Raw genomic sequence first — 26,350 nt, 5'->3', positions numbered from 1 at the left:
CCATATGGGCGGCGTGTAAAATTTTTTATAATTACAGCGTTTCTCCGTTTGTTTCAATAACTTGTTTGTACCAGTGGAAGGAGTCTTTGCGAGTTCTTTCAAGCGAACCTTTGCCAGCATTGTCTTGATCTACATATATGAAACCATAACGTTTGCCCATTTCAGAAGTCGAGCAGCTAATGATATCGATAGGCCCCCAACTAGTGAAACCCATCAATTCAACGCCGTCAGCGACAGCTTCTTTCATCTGCTCAATGTGGCTACGCAAGTAATTGATGCGATAAGGGTCATGGACTGCCCCGTCCTCTTCCGGTGTGTCGATAGCACCCATCCCGTTCTCAACGATGAAGAGCGGCATACGGTAACGATCATACAATCGGTTCAGCGCGACGCGAAGACCAATCGGATCAATAGGCCATCCCCATTCGGTAGCTTTCAGATGAGGGTTTTTGATCTGACTTACCAGCATACCAGAGTTGCTGTTGTCATTGGGATCATATTTTCCGATATATGTCATGTAATAACTGAAAGCAATAAAGTCCACTGTATTGTCCCGGATAATGGCATCGTCCTCAGGAGCTTTAACCAGTTCAATGCCGTTTTCCTCAAAATATCTTTGCATATAGGATGGGTATTCGCCTCGTGCCTGCACCTCTGGGTAGAACAGGTTCATCTGATCTTCCTTCAGCGTCTGCAGAACGTCCTCCGGTTTACTAGAAGCAGCATACGTTTCCAGGCGGCAGATCATACAGCCGATTTGTGCATTCGGCATTTTCTCTTTTCCGCTTTTGACAGCCAGCGCACTAGCTACAAACTGATGATGCGTTGCCTGATAAGCCACTTGCTCCAGGTTTCCCTTGATTTTATCTTCCAGAATGCCGCCGCCAGTATACAGACTTGTCAGCATCATATTCATTTCATTGAAGGTAATCCAGTATTTCACTTTGTCTTTGTAACGGTCGAACAGCGTATTGGCAAATTTTAGATACAGATCGATCATCTCGCGGCTTTCCCAGCCGTTGTATTTGCGGGTTAACTCTACGGGCATCTCGTAGTGAGAGATCGTTACGAGCGGCTCAATGCCGTATTTCAAGAGTTCGTCAAGCACGTTATCATAGAAGGCAAGACCAGCTTCATTGGGAACTGCTTCTTCTCCTGTAGGGAAGATCCGTGTCCACGCGATCGAAAGACGAAACACTTTGAAGCCCATCTCCGCAAACAAGGCAATGTCTTCTTTGTAACGGTGGTAAAAATCAACGCCGTTCCGTTTCGGGAAATATACGTCTGTGTTACCGCTCAGATATTCTTCCAATTGAACAGAATCCACGTCGAAGGTGAAATCCTTACCATTGCGCTCCTCATGAGGAACGAATGGAGCCATGTCTGAGGTAGAGAGTCCTTTGCCGTCTACGTCATATGCACCTTCCAGCTGATTGGCAGCAGTAGCTCCGCCCCATAAAAATCCTTTAGGAAATGAGTGTTTAATTGTTTTTGTCATGTTGTTTCTCTCCTTTTTTTTGTATATGGTATTCATGAAGCTGTTAACGAACGGTGAGGAGAAGCAATTCATTCATTGGGATCACCCCCTTCACCTGAACAGGTACTACATCGAGGTAATCCGGCGTATTGGTTACGATGACTGGTGTCACAAGGTCAATACCCGCACCCTGAATGCCATCCATATCAAATTCCAGAAGTAAATCACCCTTCTTCACTTCTTGTCCGGCAACAACCTTCACGTCAAAAAATTTCCCTTTGAGCGATACACTGTTTAGTCCAACATGAATGAGAATGTCAATTCCACTGGATGAGGTCAGCATAATCGCATGTTTACTTTTGGCAACCAACGTGACGGTTCCGTCAAAAGGAGCTGTAACACGTCCATCCTGCGGACGAATGGCAATACCTTTCCCGGTCATTTCCTCAGCAAACGTTTGATCCGGAAGCTCTGAGAGCGGCACCAATTCACCAGTGAGCGGGCTGAACACCTCCCCCTTCTTTTCCTCGATGGAATGTACTGTGACAGGTGTCACCGTTTCTTGAGAAAAGGCAGTAGTTGTATTCAGTTCCTGTTCGGTTAATGTTTGTGCTGAGTCGGACATGGCAGAATTGTGTGCATTTGGCTCATCCCACTTGAGCAGCAAAGTCACCACGAAGGAAACGCTAAAGCTGATGCCAATTCCGATTAATGCATACCAGAAATTGGACATGCCACCATTCGGGCCAATGTATAACGGAAGTGACAGCAATCCTGGTACAGCAAAACCGAAGCATTTCAGACCCACTGCGGTAATAAAGCCACCCCCTGCTGCTCCACCGATGAGTGAAGCGTAAAATGGTTTTTTCAGCTTCAAGGTGACACCGTACAGTGCAGGTTCAGTAATGCCAAGCAAGGCAGATATGCCACTGGATAAAGCAATGGATCTCATTCTTTTATCTTTGGTCTTGAGGAAAACAGCCGTGACTGCACCAGCCTGACTCATATTGGTTATCAGGTTGATCGGCAGCAAAAGTACGTCATATCCGAGTTTGCTCAGATTCTGCAATGTGCCCGGGAAGAACGCATAATGCATTCCCGTCATAACAATCAGAGGCATGAGGCCGCCAAGAATAATGCCGGTTAACGGACCCGAATGGGCAAAGAGCCAAGAAGTGCCCATTTCCAGATAGATGCCCATGTAATTCCCTAGGGGGCCAATCGCAATTAATAGAATCGGCACCGTGATGACTAGTACAATCATCGAGGTAAAGATGACTTTGACCGGACCGGGAATAAAACGATCCACCCAGCGATGTACATAACTCAGAAGCCACACGCCCAGAATAATGGGAATAACGGACTGGGTGTAATTCACAATGGACACGGGCAGCGAGAGAAAACGAATCGGTTCAAGCTGGTTTGCCAGATACGCATTCAGCATCGTAGGATACAATAAAGTACCTGCAAGCGTCAGGGCGATATATTCATTCACTTTGAACTTTCGGGCTGATGATAGAGCCAGAAGAAAAGGCAAGAAATAAAAGGCCGCGTTTGCGATGGAAGACAGAACTTGATACTCACCGCTTTTCTCCTGTATCGCTCCAAGTGTAACGAGCAATGCCAGAATCCCCTTTAACATCCCGGTACCTACGATGGCAGGCAGAATCGGAGTGAAAATGCCGGAGATCGTATCCAAAACAGCATTAATCCCTTTAGAGCGTGGCGCGTCTGTTTCGGGCTTCGATATGCCACTCTGCTTCATCTGATCCTCGATCTGCTCATATACGGCTGCAACCTGGTTGCCAATGACCACCTGAAACTGATCGTTCTGAAACTGTGCGCCGAGCACACCATCAAGCGCTTTGATCTGTTCCAATTGAACTTTGTTTTGCTCTCGAACGTTGAAACGAAGCCGTGTGATGCAATGCCAGGCTTGGGTAATATTCTCTTGCCCTCCTGTTAACTGGATAATTTCTTTGGACAACTCCCGATGATTCATGTTGCTTCCTCCTTTTTTGGCGAAAAAAAAACCAAATGTAATACCGGCCCGCCGCAGATGCGGAGTCGGAAACATTTGGTGGTGCCTGATCGAATCAGTAACACTCCATATTCAATTCATATTGATGATGGTATAACTTCAAACAGGTTGTATGGAGATCAATCCGTATCGGTACGGGATGTCACTCTCTCGATGTGGATCATGAGATATACCATCTCATCGGGAGTAATCACGAATCCGCGTTGCTGCTCCATCGCCTCCTTTATTTTGAGTGCGCATTGGAAGCTGACAGGATATCGCTCCGACAATACATCATATAGAAATTGCTGATCTTTAAACGAGAGCACTTCCCGGTTCAACTGACGAACAATGAAGTATCTCAGATGGGTGATGAACCTGGAAAAATCAGCAGATTCCTGATTCAGTGCCATTCCAAAATGTTCTGTCATGATACCTAAAATCTCATTAATCATCTGTGTAATTTTAATCGTTTGGTTCATACTGCCCGAGTCGAATTGTGAGTTCATGAAATGAAGGGCAATAGAGCTTGATTCACCAGATGGCAACGAGACTTGAAAAGCATCATTGATTTTTCGAACTGCCCATTCTCCGGCACGGTATTCGGCAGGATATAGATGGCGAATGTCCCAATGAAGCGGATTTTGCACATCCACGCCTTTTTTGAAACGATCCAGCGCAAAATGAATATGGTCCGCAAGTGTTAACAGGATCGAGTCATTCAGCTTTTTTCCGATCATCGTCTTGCCTTCTTCAATAATCTGATCCGTAATATCGATGACTTGCAGAGGGATATCGCTGAGAAACTGCTCGACTCGCTGATATTTATCATTCGAGCCAATTCGGAACATTTTCTGGATCTGGCTCTGCTCAATCGGCTGTCCTTTTACTTTTTTGAAGCCAACACCCGTTCCGATGACAATGACTTCGCAGCCTTCGGCGTCTTCCGCCAGTGCGATGTTGTTATTTAACGATTTTTTAAACCTCATGATGCAATCACCCCCAGTATGCAAAAAGCACCACCAATGTCCAATTCACAAGTAATAAACAAACTTGTGGAATCCAGACTCTGGTGGTGCCTGATCGAATCAGTGACACTCCTTATATAGCTGTATCTTATATCAGCTATGTAATCGTTGTCAATACCATTACTCTGGAATTGTTCTGCAGGTGGTTCATCGTGGAACTTTCCCTCTATAAACTGACATCAAAACGAAAATCCTATTCGTCTGGAGTTTTATTTTCCTGAGCATCATAATAGTATCGAATCAGAATATCCTGATCATAGTTGCCAAAACCTTTGCCAAACAGGGTAAGCCCGCCTCGGCCATCTACTCCCTCTTCCGGCTTCAATCCAAAGGTCCAATAGGTGGATGCACCCAGATTCAGGTCTTGAACGCGCACGTCCGAGATGCGCTGACCATCCATAAACGTGCCTTCCCCGTTAATACGCAGCATTTTCAATACACCATACTGATTGACATCCAGCTTCCACCATTGTGGCGTATGTTTACCTTTCCGATCCCCGAAATCGCCAGGGCTTGTCCAAGTACCGAGATCACTGCCGTTAAGGGTAAAGCGAATATCAGACGGCCAGTTTTCGTTTACCTTTGGCGCTTCCGAGCTTAGTTCAAGGGAAATTTCAATCTCTCGAAGATGCTGATCATTATACAGATAATTGGGAATCTTATATTCAAGAAAACCTCGTGCCATCCAAAGGATTCCCGCGTTCACCCGATCCGGGTCCATAAAGCAGGCAGGCGTGTCGTACTGTCCAATCATCTGCGTAGTTGTCGCAATCCCGCAGGTCGGCCATGCTTCATAATCTGTATATTGACCTACCGGTATGGATATTTCATGGTAAGGAGCGTCAACAGGCTCTGGTGACAGGTTAATAGTCATGAACTCTCGTACGATAAAACAGTACTTATAAGTTCCGCCGTTCTCCCGTTTCATTCGGCTACCGACAATTCCGGCTTTTTGCAGCTTGCTGACATGTGTACTTACAATAGCTTTGCTCAGAAAAAGCTCTTGGGCAAGCGCATTGATATGCATTTCTCTGTTTTGTAGTAGCAGGCGCACAATGTTTAATCGGGCTTCACTTGCCAGTGCCTCGTAAATTAGCAGTGAAGCTGCATCTGTCCCAAGCATCATGATGTTCACTTCCTTTTTGAGTAAAACGATCTATTTCAATCTCAGGATTCGTTATTTAGCGAACTCATAAAAATGAACTTGCTCAATATATAAGCATTATGATACATATTAGATAACAAATCAATGATTTGATTTTGCTTTTAAGCGAATTCAATACCACTGTTAATTCTTTTAAAAATATGAATTCATCCAATGGAGGTACATACCATGCTTACATCCAAAATGCTTATCGATAAAGACTTTCAGATTGCTGAAGTAGATCCGCGTGTCTATGGTTCATTTATAGAACATCTGGGACGGGCCGTATACGGCGGTATTTATGATCCAGGTCATCCTACGGCAGATGCTCAAGGTTTCCGTCAGGATGCCATTGAAGCGATTAAAGCTTTGAATGTGCCAATTGTTCGTTATCCGGGCGGCAATTTCGTATCCGGTTACAATTGGGAGGACGGCGTTGGTCCGGTATCGGAGCGTAAACGCAGACTTGAACTCGCTTGGTGGACGATTGAAACAAATGCGGTAGGAACAAACGAATTTGCAGATTGGGCCAAACTGGTTGGAACCGAAGTCATGATGGCTGTAAATCTGGGTACTCGCGGCATTGATGCGGCCAGAAACCTGATCGAATACTGCAACCACCCATCTGGCACATACTGGAGTGATCTGCGTATCTCTCACGGTTACAAAGACCCGCATAAATTCAAAACCTGGTGTCTAGGCAACGAAATGGACGGCCCTTGGCAGATTGGTGCAATGACTGCATATGAATATGGCCGTATTGCCAATGAGACCGCTAAAGCGATGAAATGGGTAGACCCGGATATCGAGCTTGTTGCTTGCGGCAGTTCCAGCCGTGACATGAGTACATTTGCAGATTGGGAAGCAACCGTGCTGGATCTCACCTATGAAAATGTGGACTACTTGTCCCTGCATCAGTATTACAACAATAATAAAGACAACACGTATGACTTCCTGGCGACATCGCTGGATCTGGATCAATTTATTGATAGTGTGGCTTCAATCTGTGATTTTGTACAAGCCAAGAAACGCAGCAAAAAGAAATTAATGCTGTCTCTGGATGAATGGAATGTCTGGAAATCCATCGGCACAAGCCGTATGGAAGAACGCTGGCAGATTGCGCCTCCAGAGTTTGAAGATGTGTATACACATGAAGATGCACTGGCCGTGGGCTGTTATCTGATTACCATACTCAAGCACGCCGACCGTGTAAAAATGGCTTGCCTTGCTCAGTTGATTAACACCATTGCACCAATCATGACGGAAAATAACGGAGCAATCTGGTTCCAGACGACGTATTTCCCATTCATGCACGCATCCAACTTCGGTCGTGGTACGGTGTTGCGATCCATTACCTCTTCACCTAAATATGATTCCAAAGACTTTACAGATGTGCCTTATCTCGAAGCGATCAGTGTGCATGATGAAGAAAACGGCACGATCACAATCTTTGCGGTGAACAGACATCTGGATGAGAAGTTGGAACTGAATGTGGATCTGCGTTCCTTCGGAGAAACCACATTTGTGGAGCATATCGTATTGGAGAACAACGACTTGAAAGCCACCAATACCAAAGAAAACCCACGTAACGTTGTTCCTCACAACGGCGGATATACAACGGTTGACCAGGGTAAAGTGCAAGCAGTCTTGAACAAAGCATCATGGAACGTGATTCGCCTCAAAACCAAACAGGCATAGAGGCTTAATAACAGCGGAATAGAATCAGTTTCTACTCTGCAACATCAGCATTGTTTTCCGCACCGCGTGCAGCTCCCTGCGCGCGGTGCTTTTTGCTGTATTACAGTGGTCGGTCGAAGTACATGGTATCAAAGTTAGATTTTAGACGCGTATTTGAAACCTCAGTTTTTATTCCTCGCAACGAACGAATTTAACAAACACAGGGAGTCTTATTTAACCCGTTTAGGGCGGATTCTAATTCTAACGAACACAGGTGGAGCTATGCTGCAGAATCAGCCCCTTTTTCACACTATATCTTACATTTTGCAGCGAATAGGGTTTGCCATGTTTGTTAGCATTTTAATGGCTTGATATTGACCCGAATAAGGTTTCTGAGGTTCGTTAGCACTGAGCAAGCATGCGAAATCGAGCTGGTTCGAACCTCATATACAGCATAAGCAAATAAGCCACCCTCCGTTTGGCATACGGAGAGCAGCTTGCAGTTAAGCATCTAGCGGAGAAGATAAGGAACAGACCAGATCAGAAAGAAATCAGATCACCCAACATACTAGCAATCCTTCCTTCCCAAATGCAACGAAGGTTGTGTTCTATTTCACGATTTTCATTTCAAGTATTATCCTTGTTGTGCTTCCTCTTCACCTTCGGTTTCAGCCTGAGCTGCTTGGCTTGCTGGAGTCATCAGCCCTTGAACTGCCCCCATAAATGGCTGAATCTGCTTAATCATGCCATACCCCATTTTGACCACAGGTGTAAACCGCTGGATCATGCCAAACAACCGCATACCACCGCCTAACATCCCTCCAATCGAGCCTGCACCGCCAAAGCCACCTAACAATGAGCCTAGCATAGGCATGAAAGATGATACCTGGGCTTGCCTAGACGTTGAGCGAGACATCGACCGGGATCGTACTTGCGACTTACGTGTGCTGTTCACCCGTTTACGGTTTCGAGAGGATGTTGTTTTTCTCGTAGCCCCTGCTTTAGGTTTGGTTTTGCGAGCACTGCCTTCAGATGAGGGTGCTGTGATTGCGGCCTGTGTAAGCTTTCCGCCCCCGGTAAGCACTACGCCTTCGCTGTTAACACCAGAGATGTACCCGACATACGTCTCGCCATTATGAAGAGTCACGCAGACTGGGCGATCCTTGAGCCGTTTCACCCGGACGTGTATTTCATTGGTTTTAGCCATGGAATTCACCTCACTTGACTTGATCTACTTCAGTCTACGCAATGGGTGGACGACTTGCCTGTGCGAATAACACATCCGTGTGCCGAAAGCAGGAAGATTCTGACATGGCTCCTGCCTCAGATATGCTCAATATACATCTCATTCAAAATATGACCCATACGATATGTGTGCTCTGCCAATTCAGATTTCACATATGATTCAATATCACTCTTTTCGATACTGTACAAGACCTCAATTTCTTTAGAAAAAAGAAGGTGTCCCTCATTGATTTTCTGCTCCAACGAGTTTATCTGTTTGGGTTTCAGATCACCACCAAGCACCTGCTGAAGTGCTTGCACATATGTTTCAAGAGAACGGGCTCCGACAATTTTTATACCCTGGTTCTCTTCATTCACAATGATAATTGATGGGAAACCTCTAACTCCCAAACTAGCGACACTCTCAAAGTCTTCCTCTAATAACTCTTGTGCTGATTGCTGTGCAGCCGCCTCAACCACTTCTTTTCCATTCAAGCCCAATTGATTTACGATATCCGTCAGCACATCATCTTCTCCAATATTTCGATTAAATGCAAACACGGCTTCACGCGCACGTCTTAAGAAGTCCTGCTCTTTCCCAGGATGTGTACTCTGAATGACCTTAAATACGCGAGATGGCGGATAGGAAGAAAGTATTGGATTCTCGTGCCATAAGGAACCCTCGATGGGCATGCGTGAATGTTCACCCACTTCCTTCCAATGCGCTGCAACGTCCGAAGGTTTCTGAATCCCGTTAGCGCCATCTGAGAAACCATTCCAGTTAGCCAATAGCCCACCCATTTTGATTTGTAGCGTAAAATAATGGCCGTATTCCTCAATAAACCGATGAAGCACAGGCTCAAGTGCCCAGCAGTGAGAGCAGATCGGATCTGTTGCGTAATATAGAGTTATCCTTTTCTCAACGTGATTCAGATTGATTTCTTGCATCGCCTCTTCTTCGCTCACACCACATATGCCTGTTTCCAGATCACACATCATAGATTCGTTACTCACGTTATCCCGCCTTTATATTGTCTTATGAATTGATTTTCTTGTGTTAGTTTGATTATAATGTCTACAATCTTCTGAACAAGTACGATTCTTTTTCTGACTTAGTATCAAAAGTATACTATTGGAGGGTATCAAGTGAAATACGACTTTAATTTCGATCAGTTATGTCCAGCGACTTATGCATTTCAGGTCATTGGAGGCAAGTGGAATCTTCCGATCCTGGCAATCCTTAGTGAAAATGACTGTATACGTTACAATGAATTAAAAAGAAGACTTCCTGGCATTACCGGAACGATGCTAACGAACTGTTTGAAGGATTTGATTCATTCCGGCATCGTGCATCGGGAGCAATATAACGAGGTGCCACCGAGAGTGGAGTATTCGCTCACAGAATCGGGTAAGGAATTGGTTCCCTTAATTGAATCCATGGTACTGTGGGGCCAGAAAAATATGACAGCAGGTGTGAAGGAACAAGATATATAACTCCTGGCCTAATGTAACCATGTAACCCCTTAGCATAGATGTTCATTTTCGAATCGCTCTGTACACTTTGTTCAACGGCAAAAAGGCTATTTCACTGGACCATCATGTCCTTTGAAATAGCCTTTCCTTTATAAATACAAGACGGTCGCTTGTTTACGACGTGTGCACATCTAACTATTCAGGTCGTCATCTTCCTCATTTCCTAAATACATAACCGTTTTTTCTCCCTCAACCAATCTAATGATCTGCTTTCGTAATTTTGAAGGAAATAAAGGTAGTTCGTTTATATTTTTAATTTCGAGCCATTCATATTCCACTTGATTTTCGTCACTTGGCAGAATAGAACTATCTTGGTCCATCAAACCTATGTACTCGCATAAAAAAACAAAATCTACACGATGAAGAGCTTCACCGTATACACCTTCAATGACAAATTCCAGTGATAACGGTTCTACATCTATTCCGATTTCTTCCGCAACTTCACGCTTCACAGCATCCGTCAGGGTTTCACCTGCATTCTGGCTCCCACCAGGCAGGATGTAGATGACTTCATCATTATCATCCTGCTTCATTGCAAGCATTCTCCCGTCTTTAATGATCAATGCTTTTGCAGAATTTCTAATCTTTCTCTCCATTGCTAATCCCCCATATATATCTGTATCATGTTGTTGAAGGTTGATTCCATTTAACCTCACGATCTCCATGAAGAATATTTTAACACATACATCTAAACAAATTCTGAACAATCAAATTAACTCACTCTTGGCGACCTCCATGAAAGCAGCCATGGACGGAGAGATCCATTTTTCCCGATGCCAGAGCATTTGCGCAGAAAAGGATACATCTGATAAATCCCACGGCAGAGCAACCACTTCCCCATCGCTCAACTCTTTCTTCAAAGCCATTTCAGGTAATAAAGCGATCCCTAGACCAGCCACAACACATTGTTTAATGGCTTCTACACTATGAAACTCCAGCTCTGTCAGAGCATCCACACCTTTCTTCGTTATGGATTGGTCAAAATGAGTGCGATACGAACAGTTCTTTTCGGTCAGTAGAAAATGCTGTTTGTGGAAGTCATCAATGACCAACACGGAACGCGATGCTAACATATGATCGGGAGAAACCACCATTTGAAAGGTCTCATCCTTTAAAAACTCTGACTGAAGGTCTTTGGAATTAATTGGCTCATCCAATACAAAAACGACATCGGCATGCCCTTCTCTCAGACTCGATTTAAGCTCTTGCCCAGACAAGGGGCGGAACAATAACCGCACACCAGGATAGTCCGTTCGGAAGCGTTTGAACAAGGCTGGAAGAAGATATGCACACAGCACTTCGTCTGCTCCGATCACAACCGTTCCCGCCAATTCTCCGTGCTGACTGGATATACACTTTGCTTCCTCTACATCGTTTAAAATCTTAGTGGCGTAAGGTAGAAACTGTTGGCCAGCATCCGTTAACACGACCTTTTTGCCTAATCGATCCAGCAATTTCACACCAAGCTCTTCTTCCAGCGATTTGATTTGCATGGTTATGGTAGAGGGTACATAGCTCAATAATTCAGCAGTTTGACTAAAGCTGCAGGTCGATGCAAGTGTCCAAAAGGTTTTTAGCTGGCGTATTTCCATGAGTCAGGCACCTCCTAAGTTCAAAATAAATGAATGATATGTTCGATAACGTTTCGTTGAATTGATAATAGACGTATTGTAGAGTGAAATCAAGTTATTACTATTTTATAAGGAGAATCAATCTATGAACGATTATGAAACATATAACCTTGGAGATACATTACTTCAATCGGGACAACAGCTCCCTCAAGCCTTTATCGCTTACAAGACCTATGGAAACTTAAATGCGGCAAAGGACAATGTTATTGTTGTCCCAACATGGTTTGCTGGAATTCACACAGATAATGAATGGTTAATTGGAACAGACAAGGCACTGGACCCCAGTCGTCATTTTATCGTTGTGCCCAATATGTTGGGTAACGGATTATCGTCCTCTCCAAGTAATACCCTTGCCCCATACGATAAGGACAACTTTCCCCTCATCTCCATGTATGACAATGTGCGTGCCCAACATCAACTCATCACTCAAAAATTCGGTATCTCCAAAATCAAACTTGTTGTGGGCTGGTCTCTAGGAGCCATGCAGGTTTATCAATGGGGAACCAGTTATCCTGAGATGGTCGAGCGTATTGCCCCCTTTGGCGGAACGGCAAAGAGCAGACCCCATACACAGTTGGTATTTGAAGCAATGATCGCGGCGTTACAGGCAGATTCAAATTATAAAAATGGTAGATATGAGCGCCCTCCGGTTGCCGGTCTCGCAGCGATGGGAAGAGCTTATGCTCCATGGGGGTTCTCACAGGCGTACTATTTGGAGAAATTGTATCAATCTGAGGGTTACGACTCCTTGAAATCTTATGTAGAAGATTACTGGGATCAGGTATTTCTTCCCTTCGATGCTAACGACTTGATTACCATGCTGCGTACAGGAATATATGGTGACATTAGCGATAATCCCGTAGATGACGGCAACTTCGAACAGGCGTTAAGCAAGATCACTGCTCCTGCACTCGTTATGCCAGGATCAAGTGACTTGTTCTTCACGCCAGAAGACAGTTCGTATGATGCTCAGCATATGCCAAACGCGGTGTATCAACCTGTAGAGTCCAAGTGGGGACACTGCTTTGGAATCGGAGCAAACGAAGAGGATTCACTCGTTATCGATCGTCATCTAAAGCAATTTTTGGAGACATGAGTAAAAAAAGAAGGAGTACAAAGTAAAAAAAGTGCACAAAGCTCATTTCTCTTTTCTTCGCTATAACTCAAAAGTAAAAAAAGATACGGGTTCTCGTCAATAACCTTTATATCACATTCCCCCTTTCTCGTTTAGAATATTTTCAAGTAAGCGTTATTGAAATACGACTGATAAGGGGGAAAAGAAATGAACAAGAAAACGAAAGCCTTAGTCTTGTCTGTGTGCATGTCAACCTTATTACTCGCAGCCTGTAGCAATGGAAGCGGTGCTGATAAAGGTTCAACGACGGACACGGATTCCAACGAGGCTGGAACAACAACCATTCATACCGTAACATCAGAATACTCTTCTGCAAAATATCCAAAGGGCGACGATATCACCAACAATGTATGGATTAAGCGATACAAAGAGAAGTTTAATATCAACGTCAAAACAGACTGGGTTAGCGATGAGTACGATACAAAACTCAATTTGGCTATCGCATCGAACGATCTTCCTGACGTATTCAGAGTTAATCCATCACAACTGAGACAGTTAGTCGAAGCAGATATGGTCATGGACCTTACCGAGGTATTTGATCAACACGCTTCAGATCGTCTCAAAGGTTACATGGAAGCAGATGCAGACAGTTACGAATCTGGAAAGAAAGACGGTAAGCTATACGGGATACCACAGATGCACTGGGGATTAATTGAACAACCAGACTTCATCTGGATTCGGAACGACTGGAAAGAAGAATTGGGAGTCCAAGATCCGAAATCTGTGGAAGACATCAAAAATATCGCACTAAAATTCATGGAAAAGCACGGTGGTTATGGTATAGCGGTAGACCAATCGTTGGATTACCTCAACCTGCTCGCCATTGCATGGAATGCGCATCCGGATATGTGGATGGAGGATAGCACTGGAAAACTCGTGTACGGCTCAGTGCAGCCTGAGATGAAAAATGCGCTGGCTGAGTGGTCAGAATGGTACAAGCGAGGCATCATTGATCCGGAATTTGCAATCAAAGACTTTAATGCGATGAACGCGGATATCGTAGCCGGCAAAGTGGGAATGCAGCCTTATTACCAATGGTGGGGTTATAATCCGGGTGTCGATACGGTATCCAATCTGGGTAAGGACGCCATCTTCTACCCTTATATCATCCCTACCGTTGATGGGAAAGAAGCCAAACAATCCATCTTTTTCGCTAACAACAATTATATCGTCATGAAAAAGGGATTTAAAAGTCCTGAAGAAGTGATCAAAATTTTGAACGACTATGCTTATATTGTGGATGAAGGCAATGGCAAGGAATCCACAGAAACGTTATCCGCCTTGCTGGACAACGATATTGCCCATGTTGTTGGAGCGTTCCGTGTACTTAATCCGAATTCCGATTACGAGCAATTTGAGGCGGTCTCCGCTGCCCTTCAATCCAAGGATACCAGTGGACTCACGACTTCGGGTATGTGGCAAAAATATAACAACAGTGTGGAATTCATAGAGAATGCAACCCCAGGAGCAGTTGGTGATTATTTGCAACAAGGGGCTCCAAAGAACGCGTATGGTCTTGCCAAGAAAGTACTGGACAGCGAGAACTATACAAAGACGGCCTTATGGGGTGTTACGCCAGAAATACTTTCAAGCTACGGCACAACCTTGGATGATATCCTGACCGAAGGTTTCACCAAGATCATTATGGGTAGCGAAAGTATCGATTATTTCGATGTTATTGTCCAGAATTGGCGTGCAGCCGGGGGCGATAACGCAACCCAGGCAGTTAATGAAGCCTACGGGAAGAAATAATCTCGTTTGTCACAAAGAGGGGATGAGGGCCATCTCTCCCCTTTATTTGATAGCGATTACATTTGGCGTACAAGGAACGGAGGAATATGAATGTTGAGAAAATGGAAGCAGCAGAGTCCTTACCATCTCATGTTGATTCCAAGCCTGGTCTTGGTCTTCATCTTTTGTTACATCCCTTTCTACGGACTTATTATTGCGTTTCAGAAGTACAATCCGGGCCTCGGCTTCAACTCGCCATGGGTAGGGTGGGATAATTTTACCCACATATTTAATCAGCCGAACTTCGTAAGAACGATCTGGAATACATTGTACATGTCTGTCTTTAAGATTATCGGTGGTATAATCGTACCCGTAATTTTCGCATTATTGCTTAACGAGGTACTACACAGTGGAATTAAACGTACATTTCAAACCCTTGTCTACATTCCGAACTTCCTCTCTTGGGTCATTATGGCCGGCATCATGCTGGATATCCTTAGCTCCGACGGCATTATCAATACATTTCTAAGTGTATTTGGGATTGCACCGATCTCCTTTCTTGGCACACCCTCTATTTTTCCTTGGACGATGATTGTGAGTGACATATGGAAAGGCTTCGGATTTGGCACGGTTGTTTATTTGGCAGCTCTGACCAGTATTGATCCGGGACTTTATGAGGCCGCAGTGATCGACGGAGCGAAACGGTGGAAGCAGACCGTCTACATCACGTTGCCTCTCCTCATGCCAACCATTGTTTTAATGACCGTACTTTCACTTGGGAACGTACTCAATGCTGGCTTTGACCAAATCTATAATCTCTACTCCCCTGTTGTTTATCAGACCGGTGATATTATTGATACCTATGTCTACCGTTTAGGAATTCAACAAGCACAGTATTCAATTGGTACCGCTGTCGGGTTATTCAAATCGATCATTTCCAGTGTTCTCGTTGCTGTATCGTACATCCTGGCTTACAGAGTGGCTGGCTATCGTATCTTCTAAGAAGGAGGAACTCACATTATGATCTATGATAAAAGTATGAGCAGGCGTGTTTTTCTTATCATAAACTACACCATATTGCTTCTAATCTCTCTCCTCTGTATTCTGCCGTTTATCAACCTGCTGGCTGTTTCATTCAGCAGCAGCGCGGCTGTATCTGCGGGGAGTGTTACGTTCTGGCCTGTGGAATTTACAACAAAAGCCTATGAATTTGCATTAACGGGAGGATCATTTTTCTCCTCTCTCTGGGTAGCCATTCAACGAACCGTTATCGGAACGGTGGTGAATCTGGTTCTGATCGTACTCACGGCTTATCCCCTCTCCAAATCCAAACAAAAATTGATGGGGCGTAATATCTATATGGGATTTTTCATAATAACCATGTTATTCAGTGGAGGGCTAATTCCAACCTATCTCGTGGTCGTCAAAATGGGACTGATCGATTCCATCTGGTCTCTGATCCTGCCTGGGGCCCTCCCCGTATTCAGCATGATTATCCTCATGAATTTCATTCGGGGGCTGCCCGAGGAGATTGAAGAATCAGCAATTATCGATGGGGCTGGGCCTGTACAGGTATTGCTTCGTATTCTACTCCCACTTCTCAAGCCCGCTCTCGCTACGGTTGGTTTGTTCAGTATCGTTGCCCACTGGAATTCGTGGTTCGATGGCATTATCTATATGAACAATCCAGACAATTATCCATTACAAAGTTACCTCCAGACCCTCCTGCAAAGTTTTGAGCAAATCATGCTGAAATCCGGGTCAGATTATACACAGCTGTTGTCCATGATGAACGCCAGAACGGGGCGCGCCGCTCAGATGTTCCTGGGTGCCATTCCGATTTTGCTCGTGTATCCATTCTTACAGAAATATTTCACCAAAGGTTTGGTGTTAGGTAGCGTCAAAGGGTAAACAAAGGGCTTGCAGTCCATACTGCGAGCCCTTTGTTTATATCTAAACTTATTTTTATGATCGCTGTATCGCATTATGAGATACATAAATGAAAGCATCTATGACTATTTGGCTTCTATGATGGCAGGCAGCAGAATGGAGAAAATGGTACCTTCACCTATTTTACTCTCCACCTGTATTCCATAGGGTTTCCCAAAATGAAGTTGAATCCGCCGTTGCACATTATGCAATCCAATCCCATTCGTTCCCGTACTTGCACCGGGCTTCTCTTCCAATAGATTCTGCATCGTATGATGATCCATACCCACGCCATTATCGCAGACCTCGATCACAACTTCATCCAGCTGTGATTGAATCCGAATGGTGATGATTCCGTCTTCTTCCAGTTCGGCCAGACCATGAAAAATCGCATTCTCCACAATCGGCTGCAGGATCATTTTGGGCATGCGATAATTCAGCAGTCTATCCTCAATCTCGTATCTCATCTGAATACAATCGTAGTACCTGACATTCTGGATCGTTACGTAATTCGTTATATTATCAAGTTCCTCACGAATGGTTACGAGGGTTCCATCAGATTTTGTTGCATAGCGGAGCATCGAGATTAGTGCATCGGTCATTTCCACGATTTTATCAGCCTGCTGCATTGAGGCAATCCATTTCACCGACCCAAGGGTGTTATACAGAAAATGAGGCTTGATCTGATCATGGAGCGCACGCATCTCGGCCTTGGCTTTCTCTATTTCTTCCTGCTGCATCCGTTCGACCAACCGCTTCAATTCGTGTGACATTCTGTTGAATCGAATGGATAAATGTCCAATCTCATCTCTGGAGCCAATAGGTTCAACTTGTTCAAACTGACCTTTCTCGACTAAAGCAATATTCCGTAGCAGTTTTTTAATGGGAGTTGTGATCACGTGAGATAAAAAGATGGATATGACGGCAGCAAAAAGAACAATGACAATGGCAAGCGTCACCAGATTACGGCCCAATATTTTGCCATCAGCAGTCAGCTCATCCAAAGGCATATATAAGTAAGTTGTCCATTTTTGCTGACTAAGGGGACTGGTCACCACGACATTTAGTGATTCAGGCGGACGAACGTTATCTCGAAACAGTGTCCCGATTAATCGTTCGTTCACGTTATATACGATCTTGTCATCCTCATCAACGATCATGAATCTGGAGCGCAGCCCTTCCTGCAAGTTGCGGTTGACGATTTCAATGAATTTGATATCAATGCTGACAACAATCACGCCAAGCAGTTTTCCACTAGTCACATCATGAATTTTGCGAGCGTGTGACACTGCCAGTATTTTATTCTCCAATTGCTCGTCGATTCGTGTTGTGAGGGTAATGGTTCGATCCTTATCATGCATGAACTTTTTAAACCACAATTCGTTCGCTACTTTGAAATTTGGATCAATGGGTTGATGTGGACTGACAAAAAGGTCTTGTCCCCCGTTCATATTGTAGAGATAGATGGAGAATACGCGATCTTTCATCATGATATAATTCATCAGAATATTGTATGCGGCAATCTCATGTTGTTCATCACCCTCTCGCAGGAAATCCTGGATCGGGAAACTCCCTTCATGAGTCGCAGACAGATTGTCACTAAGCCCATTGCTGGCTAGCAACGAAATTTTCTCAATCTCCTTGAGGAACTCGTCAATGCGAATATTCGTTTGTTTGGCCAGATCGTTTAGCAACGTTGTATAGTTCTGTGCCAACAAACGCTCTGAGGAGTAATAGGAATTGATTGTCATCACCAATACCGGCAGGATAATGACCGTCATACAGATCACCATAATTTTGTACTTGATTCGGAAGGGCCGAACATGCTTCATATGCTGCACCTCTATTCACCGATTACATTCATCCCTGCTGTAATTCTCGATATTCCTCAGGAGTGACACCTACCGATTTTTTGAAAATCTTGCTGAAGTACGTGTAATTATGGTAGCCCACCTTTTCTGCGATTTCATACACTCTCATTCCTCTGCTCAATAGATACGCCTTGGCATGTTCAATTCGAACTCGGGTCAAGTACGTAATAAAGTTCTCTCCTCGTTCCTGTTTGAACACGCGGCTGAGATATGACGGATTCACACTGATTTGGCTAGCAATACTTTGCAATGAGATATCTTCCGCATAATACTTATCGATCAATTCAGTAGCGAGATCGGTGTAAGTGCTTTCCTGTTTGATTTGGGAATCGGTTTGGAAGTAATACGCAATATGAGCAAGCATATCTTGGTGGATATCCTCCCAATACTCCCCCTTGAGAACGATTTCATAGGGCGATTTTTCTGTTAAAGAAGGGGCACCTCTTTCCGAAGCGCGGGATAGATGGGAATGTATCGTTTCCATCACCATGATATATTGCTTGCGAATGCTATTCTCATCTGCTCGTAACTGTTCCAGATTGGATCGGATTCCTTCCAGGAACTCTTCCGCCTTTTGGTTGTCTTTGCTTACCCACAACTTCAACAAATCTCGTTCTTGTTGCGGGCTCAAAGCCCCCTTAACTTCATGTCGATCTGGGGATTGAACCATATGCTCGTAATACAATACCTGGTTGCTACCTGTAAAGAAACCTTGTTGTAGAGCCATTTCCGCCTCTTGGCAGGCCTTCCTGATGTGAGGGAAACCGGAAGTCATTCTACTTACCCCAGCCGTGAGCGACAGATTCATAAAATCCTTGATCGAAGACAGCAATTTATTACATAGTTTATTCAAGTCGGCGTGTACAGATTGGCTCTCAGGAAGTACATTGACGATCACCCAATATTCAGAGGAACTTTCAACAAAAATTTCTTTCTCCCATTTCGAAGGAATGATCTCTTCCATAATATTAAGAATTGAAAATCGGAGCAGCTTTTCCCCCTTCTCTACATATTTCCGCTTTGCATCCTCGTAATAATTCACGATGAACTTAATGACAACCAACTGGTCCGAACGTAAACGAAAATGTAATTCTTCCGCTTTGGTGACGATATCTTCCTCACCGATGAATCCGCTTACAATATCTTGGAAGAAACTATCCTTTAGATATCTCAGGCTCTTGGAATAGTCCTGTGTTATAGAGGGTGTGTTGGTTGGGTGAACATGTTCACTTTGCAGTTTCTGTCCAACCGTGCTCAGGAGGTCAATAAGGGAGGATTCGGTGATCTCGCTTTTAATCAAGTAATCTGAAGCACCAAGTTTTAGCGCCTCTTTCACATAATGAAACTCGTCAAAATTACTCAGGATGACATACTTACAGGTTTTCAGTACGCAGGAGGCCTCTTGTATAAGCTGCAGCCCATCCATAATTGGCATCTTAATATCTGTAATGATTAGATCAGGCATCACTTCAAGCGCAAGGCTTAATGCCTCTTTTCCATTTCCCGCTTCACCAACAACATAGAAATTGTACTCTTCCCAATTCAGCATGGAACGAATTCCAACCCGCATGAGCAATTCATCATCTACGATCATCAGTTTATACATGCGTATCCCCCAACATGAACCATTTTTAGATATTTTACCATTAAACGAACTCTTGCAAAGATGTCTGGCGAACCTTATTACATTGCGGGTATCATAAATAACACTTTTACAGAACGTATGTTCCTGTTATAATCAGATTATCGTATTTGGTGTAGCATAACATGCCCGTCTGGAAAGGATACATATGATGAATTTATACAAGTTTGAATTAACGGTGAACGGATATCTATTACGCGTGCATTTCAGTGCATCTGAAGAAAGTGGATTGAAATGGTGCAAACGAGTTGCTTCTGAATTCCAGAATAACGTTGCCAATCTGGAGATCAAGGTTGATATACATAAAAAGCAGAAACAAAAGCATGCACGGGATTATCACGGAAAGCCATATTTGTATGATAGGACACTAAAGAAAAAGCCGCTTGCGAAGAAAAATAAATCGGCTGAATCATCTGCTGTTATGTAAAGGTGTTTTACAAGATGTAAGAAAAGACAAGTGAACCGGAACACATTCAATCGTTGTTTGATTTTCATGTTAATTACAATTATGAGGTTTTCTTCTGATGTACCGCATAAGTACCAAGCTTCTTAAAACAAAAAAAGTCGCACTCTATTTATGCGACTTTTTCAAGGAATATTCTATTTTATAGTTCTCCAGTTTCTCTATGTTTCCTTTCTCAATGCCTCAACGATGCTCGTTTGGTTTAATCGATACATCGGCCAAGCTGTAGCAACGAGTGTTGTTGCTATGGCGCCTGCACAAGCAAGAACAATACTAGACCATGGAATGGCCCAACCTACATCGAGAGCACCTTTGAAGAGATGATGTATCCCATAGCTCAGTATTGTTCCGAGTATACTACCGTATAATGCAGCGTACAGGCCGTATAAAACACCTTCTAATAGGATCATTTTCCCAACATTACGCTGTGTCATGCCGATAGCTTTGAGCACCGCAAATTCTTTGGTGCGTAGAATGAGATTGGTGCTGACGGTGTTCAGTATATTCAGGAATGCAATAAGGACAATTACACCGATAAAACCATACAAAAAGATGCTTGCTGTGGTGGCGTCGTTTTTGGCCTTTGCTTGCGCCATCACATTGTCCATATAGCTGTAACCAGCATCTTTTTCGGTTAGGGACTTGAGGTAATCCGTGATCGGTTTGTTTGATATATCGGTTTTCGCAAGAATAAAGATCCTTGAATATGCATCGTTACCTGTAACTTTCTCTATGACTTCAGGTGTCGTAATGAGTTCAAGCATCGCGCTCTCATTATAATCTTTCGATAACACCCCTTGTTCAACGATCCCCGTCACCGTCAGTGTCTTGTATTTTTGATTCCCCCCCTCTAAAGTACGTACTTGGATGTGATCCCCAACCTTAAACTGGGTTTGGTCGATGATAATCTGTTTGCCTTCCTCCGTCGTTATAATTCGTATCTTCTGATTGAGAATGACGCCATTCTCCTGGTTCATCTTATCTTTGTCGATCGTACCCGCCGTTAGTTTGGATTTCAGAGCATCGAGTCCGTTATGTCCGTAGGATTCGAGGAAATTGTTGTCTGTTCGATACCCCTCTCCTTCTTCAACAGAATACATTCCCTTCCTGAGTTCATAATATTTGGGATTGACTTTATCCTTCGGAAGAATTGCCATCACTTGATGGCTATATAACTTATAAGCATGTTCTACTGCGTCAATTTTGACAATGTCTGAATATACGGAATCATCGATCTGCTTGGAATCCCCTTCATATTGAACTGAATAGGAATACTCGATCCCCGATTGAGACGTCTGTCCTAAGAATCCGGCCAAGCCGCTAAAGACAATAAATAAAAGGATACTGACAACCATGGAAAAGGCTGTGATGCGGAAGCGTTTTTTATTTCGTCGTATGTTTCGACTAGCAAACTGGCCTTCCATACCAAACAGCTTTTTCACCAGCATTGATTTTCGGATGGACGTTACGTTGTCCACCTTTGTACTTCCCGAGCCATTTATTGCTTCAAGTGGGGATACTTTCGCTGCCAGTCTAGCCGGTCCGATGGCAGAAAGATACACAGTCAGCAGTCCAAGTACACCAGCAATAATCAGAATCGGTAGGGAAATGACCATTTGCATATCATTCAGAAAACCTAGTGCCAAAAAGCTAATGTTGTAAAACAGAAGCTTCATAAAGACCGTTCCCGTGAATAGTCCTACGGGAATGCCAATCAGACTGAGAATTGTCGCCTCTTTGAGAACTAATTTGCGTATTTGTGATGGGGTTGCTCCTATGCAACGCAGCATACCGAATTGGGAAGTGCGCTCCAAAACAGAAATATGAAACGTGTTATAAATTACCGCACTCGTACAACCCATAATAATGATGATGATTGCAGCGAATGCGTATAGTAGGCTATGGTTTACACCTTCGTAGGTGCTTTTGCCATATAACTTGAGCAGTTCATTATTGTAATCAATCCGAACATTTTTAATGTCGATAGCCCTATCTAGTTTTACGGCAGAACCTTGATCCACTTTCTCAACATTTAATGATGATATGATAGCTTTTGTCTTTGGCTCGATTTGATCCATCGATTTCATTTTGACGTAAATGAAGTATTTTTTATCCGGTTTGATCGTTTGGTTATCATCATAAGTGATGGCCGGTAATATGAAGTTAGCCGACCAGGAACCCTTAGTGCCTGGGTTACTAAACCCGACGACGGTAAATTCCCTCTCTGTTTGGGGGCGAAAATCCTCATCCTGATCCCAGCCGAGATCTCCCAAACCATTAATTTTTTTCATTTCCCCTGTTGATGCAACAATCCGATCTCCCAGATTTAACTTAATCGAATCACCCAGTTTCGGTTTCGTTGGAAAGCTATCCAGACTCAACGTAGGTAGGATAATTTCGTGAGAATTCTTGGGAAGTCTGCCCGCATCCAATTGAATCTGGAGTTTGCTCATTGCATCGATGTTATAATTTTTGAGATTCAAATACCGATAAGGCGCAGCAAATGGATTTTCTCGCTTCTCTTTCTCACTCGTTTTACTAAGGACTGAATATCCTTCCCTACTAATAATTCCGGCACTCTCCACAGATGCATTATTGACAACTTTAGAGATGGCTTCTCCGGGTAATCCGTTAAAAGAAACATGGTAATCACCGTACTCTTGAACGGTTTGCCGAACCACCTTGTCTCTGAAGCTGAGGCCAATGGTTCCCATGGCTGTAAGTAGAGTCACAGACAAAATAATGCCAACGATCGTTAGTATTGATCTTTTTTTCTGCCCTAGCAAATATTTTTGGGTAAGACTAGTATACCTATTCACGATCTTTCACCCCTGTTTGCTGCAAGAGTGTGCCATCTTTTATATTTACAACACGGTCCGCTCGCTGGGCCACATTCAAATCATGTGTGATCATAATCAAGGTTTGATTGTACTTTCTGACGGAGAAGGTAAGAAGATCCACGATTTCTTTACTGTTCTTGCTATCCAGATTGCCGGTTGGTTCATCCGCCAGAATAATCGATGGTTTATTAATCAATGCGCGTCCAATTGCAGTCCGCTGCTGTTGCCCGCCTGATAGTTGGGACGGAAGGTGCTGCCTTCGATCGCTGAGTCCCAGCACGCTCAATAATTCCTCAAGATAACCCTCGTCCACATGTTTATTCTCAAGCAGCATCGGCAATTTAATGTTCTCTTCCGCAGTTAACACCGGGATCAGATTGTATGATTGGAAAATAAAACCGATTTTGCGTCTTCTGAACACAGCCAGTTCATTTTCACTTTGAGAATACAGGTCCATACCGTCAATAATGACTTGGCCACTTGTCGGTTGATCCACTCCCCCGAGCAGATGCAGCAATGAGCTTTTACCAGATCCGCTGGCGCCCACGATCGCAACGAATTCTCCTTGATTGACGGACAGATTAACATCTCTCAATGCTTCCACCTTAGCCTCAGCACTTCCGTATATTTTCCATAAATGATCGGTCTTCAAAATTTCCACCCTGTTGTACCTCCAGTTGTATGATTAGCATTGCTTGATTATTATTATAGGTGTGGAAGCTTACGTTGAAGTGAAGAAGAAGCTTACATTATCGTAAGCTTCTTCTTAAGTCCACTCTTTTTTGAAAAACGAAATTCTGAATGTTGTCCCTTCTTGAGGCACACTCTCCACCGTTATGATCCCGTGTTGTTCCTCAATGATCGATTTGGTCAAAGCCAGACCAATGCCGATACTGTTGGGCTTGTTATGGTTCTTGCCTTTATAGAATCGCTTGAAAATGTGAGGCATATCATCGGGATGAATACCTTCGCCGTTGTCCTGAATAATAATTGTATCAAACAGTGCATTTTCCTCCAAATGGATTCGAACCTCCCCCTCTGGTGGGGTGTGTTCCAGTGCATTTTTTATCAAATTCATGACAGCTTCCTTAAGCCATTCTTCATCTGCTTGTACAAACGCATTTTCACTACCGAGGATGGAGATCGTCTGCCGTTTCTGGTCTGCTACCGTTCGAAGTGAATAGACAGCGCTCTCCACCATCTCCCTTAGCTCGATCCTTTCTTTTCGAAATCCAATAGCTCCCGCTTCGACCCGTGCCAGCTTCAGCAGGCTGATGATGAGCCATTCCATTCGATCAAGCTGTTGCCGACTTCGTTCCAGAAACGTCATTCTCATTTCTTCTTTCATCCCGGAATCATTCAGCAGATTTTCATTGAACACAATCAGCGAAGACAGGGGTGTTTTGAGCTGGTGGGAAATGTCGGATAACAGATTGCGCAGAAAGGTTTTTTCCTGCTGGAGTAGCTCCAGGCTGTTAGTTAGTCTTCCAGCCATCGCATTGAAGCTCCGGCCAAGTGAGCCGAAGTCTCCATCCTCCGTCTCAGGCAGTTTTTTATCGAATTGCTGTTCCACAACCTGCTCCGCTGCATGAGAAATCGTTCTGATTTTTACAAAAAATTTACGATACTCCCACAGAAGCAACACCATGAGTGGGATCAGGAACAACAATACTTGAGTCGCTGTTTTTAAGGGTAATGCTAGTCCTGAAAGAGCCGGCTGATCTTCTAAAGACATACCCGCCTGATATCCGTATTGTGCAAGGATACGTTGCCCCTCAGCAAGTTCATCGGCCTGGGCACCTTGGGTAACAAAGTGAATCACCTCATTCTCCAACTGGGGATCTTTCATCAACAGATGTCCGATCAGGGCGCTATTCTGATTCACTATAGTTGTGTTGATGCTATCAACTTGATGGTGCATGTATAAAAACATCAAAAACGACAAAAGAACTTGCATAGCAAGGACTTTAATGGCGATGGATTTCCACTCTGGATTTCGCAAAACTTCGATCATGTTCATTTCCCTATAACTTCCACGTTCCATTTATATCCGATCCCCCGAACAGTTACGATATATTGTGGTGCTGCAGGAATATCTTCGACTTTCTCTCTTAACCTGCGGATATGGACAGAGAGCGTATTATCATCAATGAAGTCGCCCGAGAGATCCCAGAGATGATTCAGAATCGAACTTCTGCTGCATATCTGCTTCGGATGAGAGATCAACATCAATAGTAGTCGATATTCAAGCGCCGTCAGTGTAATTTCACTATTGTTTTTGAGTACAGTTCCTTCTAAAATACGCACCTGGATGTTATCGGATATCCATAAGCTTACTTCTTGTTTTCCCTTGTTGTTACGTCGTAATACAGCTTTAATTCGTGAAATAAGTTCTTTGGTTCGAACAGGCTTGGTTACATAGTCATCTGCTCCGAGATCAAGCCCTGCGACTACGTTTGCTTCCTCATCCAAAGCTGTCAAAAAGATAATGGGCACTTGCGACGTTACCCGAATCTCACTGCATAGTTGATATCCCGATCCATCAGGCAAAGTGACATCCAACAGAATCAGATCGATCGACTTTGCCTGCAGTGCCTGTCTGGCTTCTTCCAAGCTACCCGCCACCACAACCTCATATCCTTCATTGGACAGTGTATACTGCATACCAAACACCAGATTTTCATCATCTTCGACAAGTAATAAGCGATTCATCGTACACCTCAGCTCATGCTATTTTGAATTTGTATTTATTTCAATTTGATTATAGAGTTCCTGCGTCATTATACATCATTCGAGTTTCTACGCTATAACATTATGATTAATTGGATGTTCAATGAGGCTATCTTCACCAGTATACAAGTTTAAGATTTTCCTTAAACAGGCTAACTGGTTAGGGTACATTTTAATTCGGGTGTTCTCCGTTCAGCCGAACAGTTTAGCGCCTCAGTATACTCTTGTCCTTCCTGTCCTTCCTTTAATACCAAAGATAAAAGCCTGCTCCTATG

General features: G+C 43.8%; 21 protein-coding genes. 7 read left to right on the top strand and 14 right to left on the bottom strand.

The window, feature by feature from the left end; genetic code table 11:
• Positions 1–31 precede the first annotated feature (31 nt).
• The 4 genes from AC6CIF_RS11630 to AC6CIF_RS11615 form a co-directional block, all read right to left on the bottom strand.
• Positions 32–1,498: a glycoside hydrolase family 1 protein gene (locus AC6CIF_RS11630; RefSeq protein WP_498199736.1), complete on the bottom strand. Its 1,467-nt coding sequence runs from the start codon at positions 1,496–1,498 to the stop codon at positions 32–34.
• A 43-nt stretch (positions 1,499–1,541) separates the two neighbouring features.
• Positions 1,542–3,479 (bottom strand): beta-glucoside-specific PTS transporter subunit IIABC, encoded by a 1,938-nt coding sequence (locus tag AC6CIF_RS11625; RefSeq protein WP_498199735.1) that lies wholly within the window; start codon positions 3,477–3,479, stop codon positions 1,542–1,544.
• A 158-nt stretch (positions 3,480–3,637) separates the two neighbouring features.
• Positions 3,638–4,486, bottom strand: coding sequence for a BglG family transcription antiterminator LicT (gene licT, locus AC6CIF_RS11620; protein WP_498199734.1), 849 nt, complete (start codon positions 4,484–4,486; stop codon positions 3,638–3,640).
• Between the two features lie 232 nt (positions 4,487–4,718).
• Positions 4,719–5,651: an ArsR/SmtB family transcription factor gene (locus AC6CIF_RS11615; protein WP_076210729.1), complete on the bottom strand. Its 933-nt coding sequence runs from the start codon at positions 5,649–5,651 to the stop codon at positions 4,719–4,721.
• A gap of 207 nt (positions 5,652–5,858) precedes the next feature.
• On the opposite strand from AC6CIF_RS11615, the gene arfA reads away from it, so the two are divergent.
• Positions 5,859–7,367, top strand: coding sequence for an arabinosylfuranosidase ArfA (arfA, locus tag AC6CIF_RS11610; RefSeq protein WP_127548598.1), 1,509 nt, complete (start codon positions 5,859–5,861; stop codon positions 7,365–7,367).
• A gap of 613 nt (positions 7,368–7,980) precedes the next feature.
• Here arfA and AC6CIF_RS11605 read toward each other — a convergent pair.
• Positions 7,981–8,553: a hypothetical protein gene (locus tag AC6CIF_RS11605; protein WP_498199733.1), complete on the bottom strand. Its 573-nt coding sequence runs from the start codon at positions 8,551–8,553 to the stop codon at positions 7,981–7,983.
• Positions 8,554–8,669: 116 nt separating this feature from the next.
• A complete protein-coding gene (locus AC6CIF_RS11600; protein WP_498199732.1) occupies positions 8,670–9,584 on the bottom strand; it encodes a DsbA family oxidoreductase in 915 nt (304 codons plus the stop codon).
• 132 nt (positions 9,585–9,716) lie between these two features.
• Here AC6CIF_RS11600 and AC6CIF_RS11595 point away from each other — a divergent pair, with 132 nt between their 5' ends.
• The gene (locus AC6CIF_RS11595; RefSeq protein WP_498199731.1) at positions 9,717–10,064 is read left to right on the top strand and encodes a winged helix-turn-helix transcriptional regulator; all 348 of its coding nucleotides are present in this window, start codon (positions 9,717–9,719) and stop codon (positions 10,062–10,064) included.
• A gap of 170 nt (positions 10,065–10,234) precedes the next feature.
• On the opposite strand, the gene AC6CIF_RS11590 is transcribed toward AC6CIF_RS11595, so the two are convergent.
• Positions 10,235–10,699 (bottom strand): NUDIX domain-containing protein, encoded by a 465-nt coding sequence (locus AC6CIF_RS11590; RefSeq protein ID WP_165980276.1) that lies wholly within the window; start codon positions 10,697–10,699, stop codon positions 10,235–10,237.
• 111 nt (positions 10,700–10,810) lie between these two features.
• Entirely contained in the window at positions 10,811–11,695 is an 885-nt protein-coding gene (locus AC6CIF_RS11585) for a LysR family transcriptional regulator (RefSeq protein ID WP_498199730.1), read from the bottom strand.
• 124 nt (positions 11,696–11,819) lie between these two features.
• Here AC6CIF_RS11585 and AC6CIF_RS11580 point away from each other — a divergent pair, with 124 nt between their 5' ends.
• From AC6CIF_RS11580 to AC6CIF_RS11565, 4 genes are all read left to right on the top strand, one after another.
• Positions 11,820–12,830, top strand: a complete 1,011-nt coding sequence (locus tag AC6CIF_RS11580; RefSeq protein ID WP_498199729.1) for an alpha/beta fold hydrolase — start codon at positions 11,820–11,822, stop codon at positions 12,828–12,830.
• A gap of 186 nt (positions 12,831–13,016) precedes the next feature.
• Positions 13,017–14,621: a type 2 periplasmic-binding domain-containing protein gene (locus AC6CIF_RS11575; RefSeq protein WP_498199728.1), complete on the top strand. Its 1,605-nt coding sequence runs from the start codon at positions 13,017–13,019 to the stop codon at positions 14,619–14,621.
• Positions 14,622–14,711: 90 nt separating this feature from the next.
• Positions 14,712–15,602 carry an ABC transporter permease gene (locus AC6CIF_RS11570; RefSeq protein ID WP_221821140.1) on the top strand — a complete coding sequence of 297 codons (891 nt, stop codon included), beginning with the start codon at positions 14,712–14,714 and terminating at the stop codon, positions 15,600–15,602.
• Positions 15,603–15,620: 18 nt separating this feature from the next.
• Complete coding sequence (locus AC6CIF_RS11565; RefSeq protein ID WP_100526293.1) at positions 15,621–16,511, top strand: carbohydrate ABC transporter permease; 891 nt, start codon at positions 15,621–15,623, stop codon at positions 16,509–16,511.
• Between the two features lie 104 nt (positions 16,512–16,615).
• Here the strand turns inward: AC6CIF_RS11565 and AC6CIF_RS11560 are convergent, their stop codons facing one another.
• Together AC6CIF_RS11560 and AC6CIF_RS11555 are read right to left on the bottom strand one after the other, a co-directional pair.
• Positions 16,616–18,361 (bottom strand): cache domain-containing sensor histidine kinase, encoded by a 1,746-nt coding sequence (locus tag AC6CIF_RS11560; RefSeq protein WP_498199727.1) that lies wholly within the window; start codon positions 18,359–18,361, stop codon positions 16,616–16,618.
• A 28-nt stretch (positions 18,362–18,389) separates the two neighbouring features.
• Positions 18,390–20,006, bottom strand: a complete 1,617-nt coding sequence (locus AC6CIF_RS11555) for a helix-turn-helix domain-containing protein (protein WP_498199726.1) — start codon at positions 20,004–20,006, stop codon at positions 18,390–18,392.
• Between the two features lie 184 nt (positions 20,007–20,190).
• Here AC6CIF_RS11555 and AC6CIF_RS11550 point away from each other — a divergent pair, with 184 nt between their 5' ends.
• A complete protein-coding gene (locus AC6CIF_RS11550) occupies positions 20,191–20,469 on the top strand; it encodes a hypothetical protein (RefSeq protein ID WP_498199725.1) in 279 nt (92 codons plus the stop codon).
• A gap of 197 nt (positions 20,470–20,666) precedes the next feature.
• Here the strand turns inward: AC6CIF_RS11550 and AC6CIF_RS11545 are convergent, their stop codons facing one another.
• From AC6CIF_RS11545 to AC6CIF_RS11530, 4 genes are all read right to left on the bottom strand, one after another.
• A complete protein-coding gene (locus tag AC6CIF_RS11545) occupies positions 20,667–23,324 on the bottom strand; it encodes an FtsX-like permease family protein (protein WP_498199724.1) in 2,658 nt (885 codons plus the stop codon).
• Positions 23,317–24,006 carry an ABC transporter ATP-binding protein gene (locus tag AC6CIF_RS11540; RefSeq protein ID WP_347387283.1) on the bottom strand — a complete coding sequence of 230 codons (690 nt, stop codon included), beginning with the start codon at positions 24,004–24,006 and terminating at the stop codon, positions 23,317–23,319. The genes AC6CIF_RS11545 and AC6CIF_RS11540 overlap by 8 nt, the downstream gene beginning before the upstream one ends.
• Before the next feature lie 105 nt (positions 24,007–24,111).
• Positions 24,112–25,359, bottom strand: coding sequence for a HAMP domain-containing sensor histidine kinase (locus tag AC6CIF_RS11535; RefSeq protein ID WP_498199723.1), 1,248 nt, complete (start codon positions 25,357–25,359; stop codon positions 24,112–24,114).
• Positions 25,360–25,361: 2 nt separating this feature from the next.
• Positions 25,362–26,057 (bottom strand): response regulator transcription factor, encoded by a 696-nt coding sequence (locus AC6CIF_RS11530; protein ID WP_498199722.1) that lies wholly within the window; start codon positions 26,055–26,057, stop codon positions 25,362–25,364.
• Between the last annotated feature and the right edge of the window lie 293 nt (positions 26,058–26,350).

This window comes from Paenibacillus sp. GQ49, from assembly GCF_059759055.1.
The sequence above is the reverse complement of the archived record's forward strand: the minus strand, read 5'-3'. Positions and strand labels throughout refer to the sequence as shown.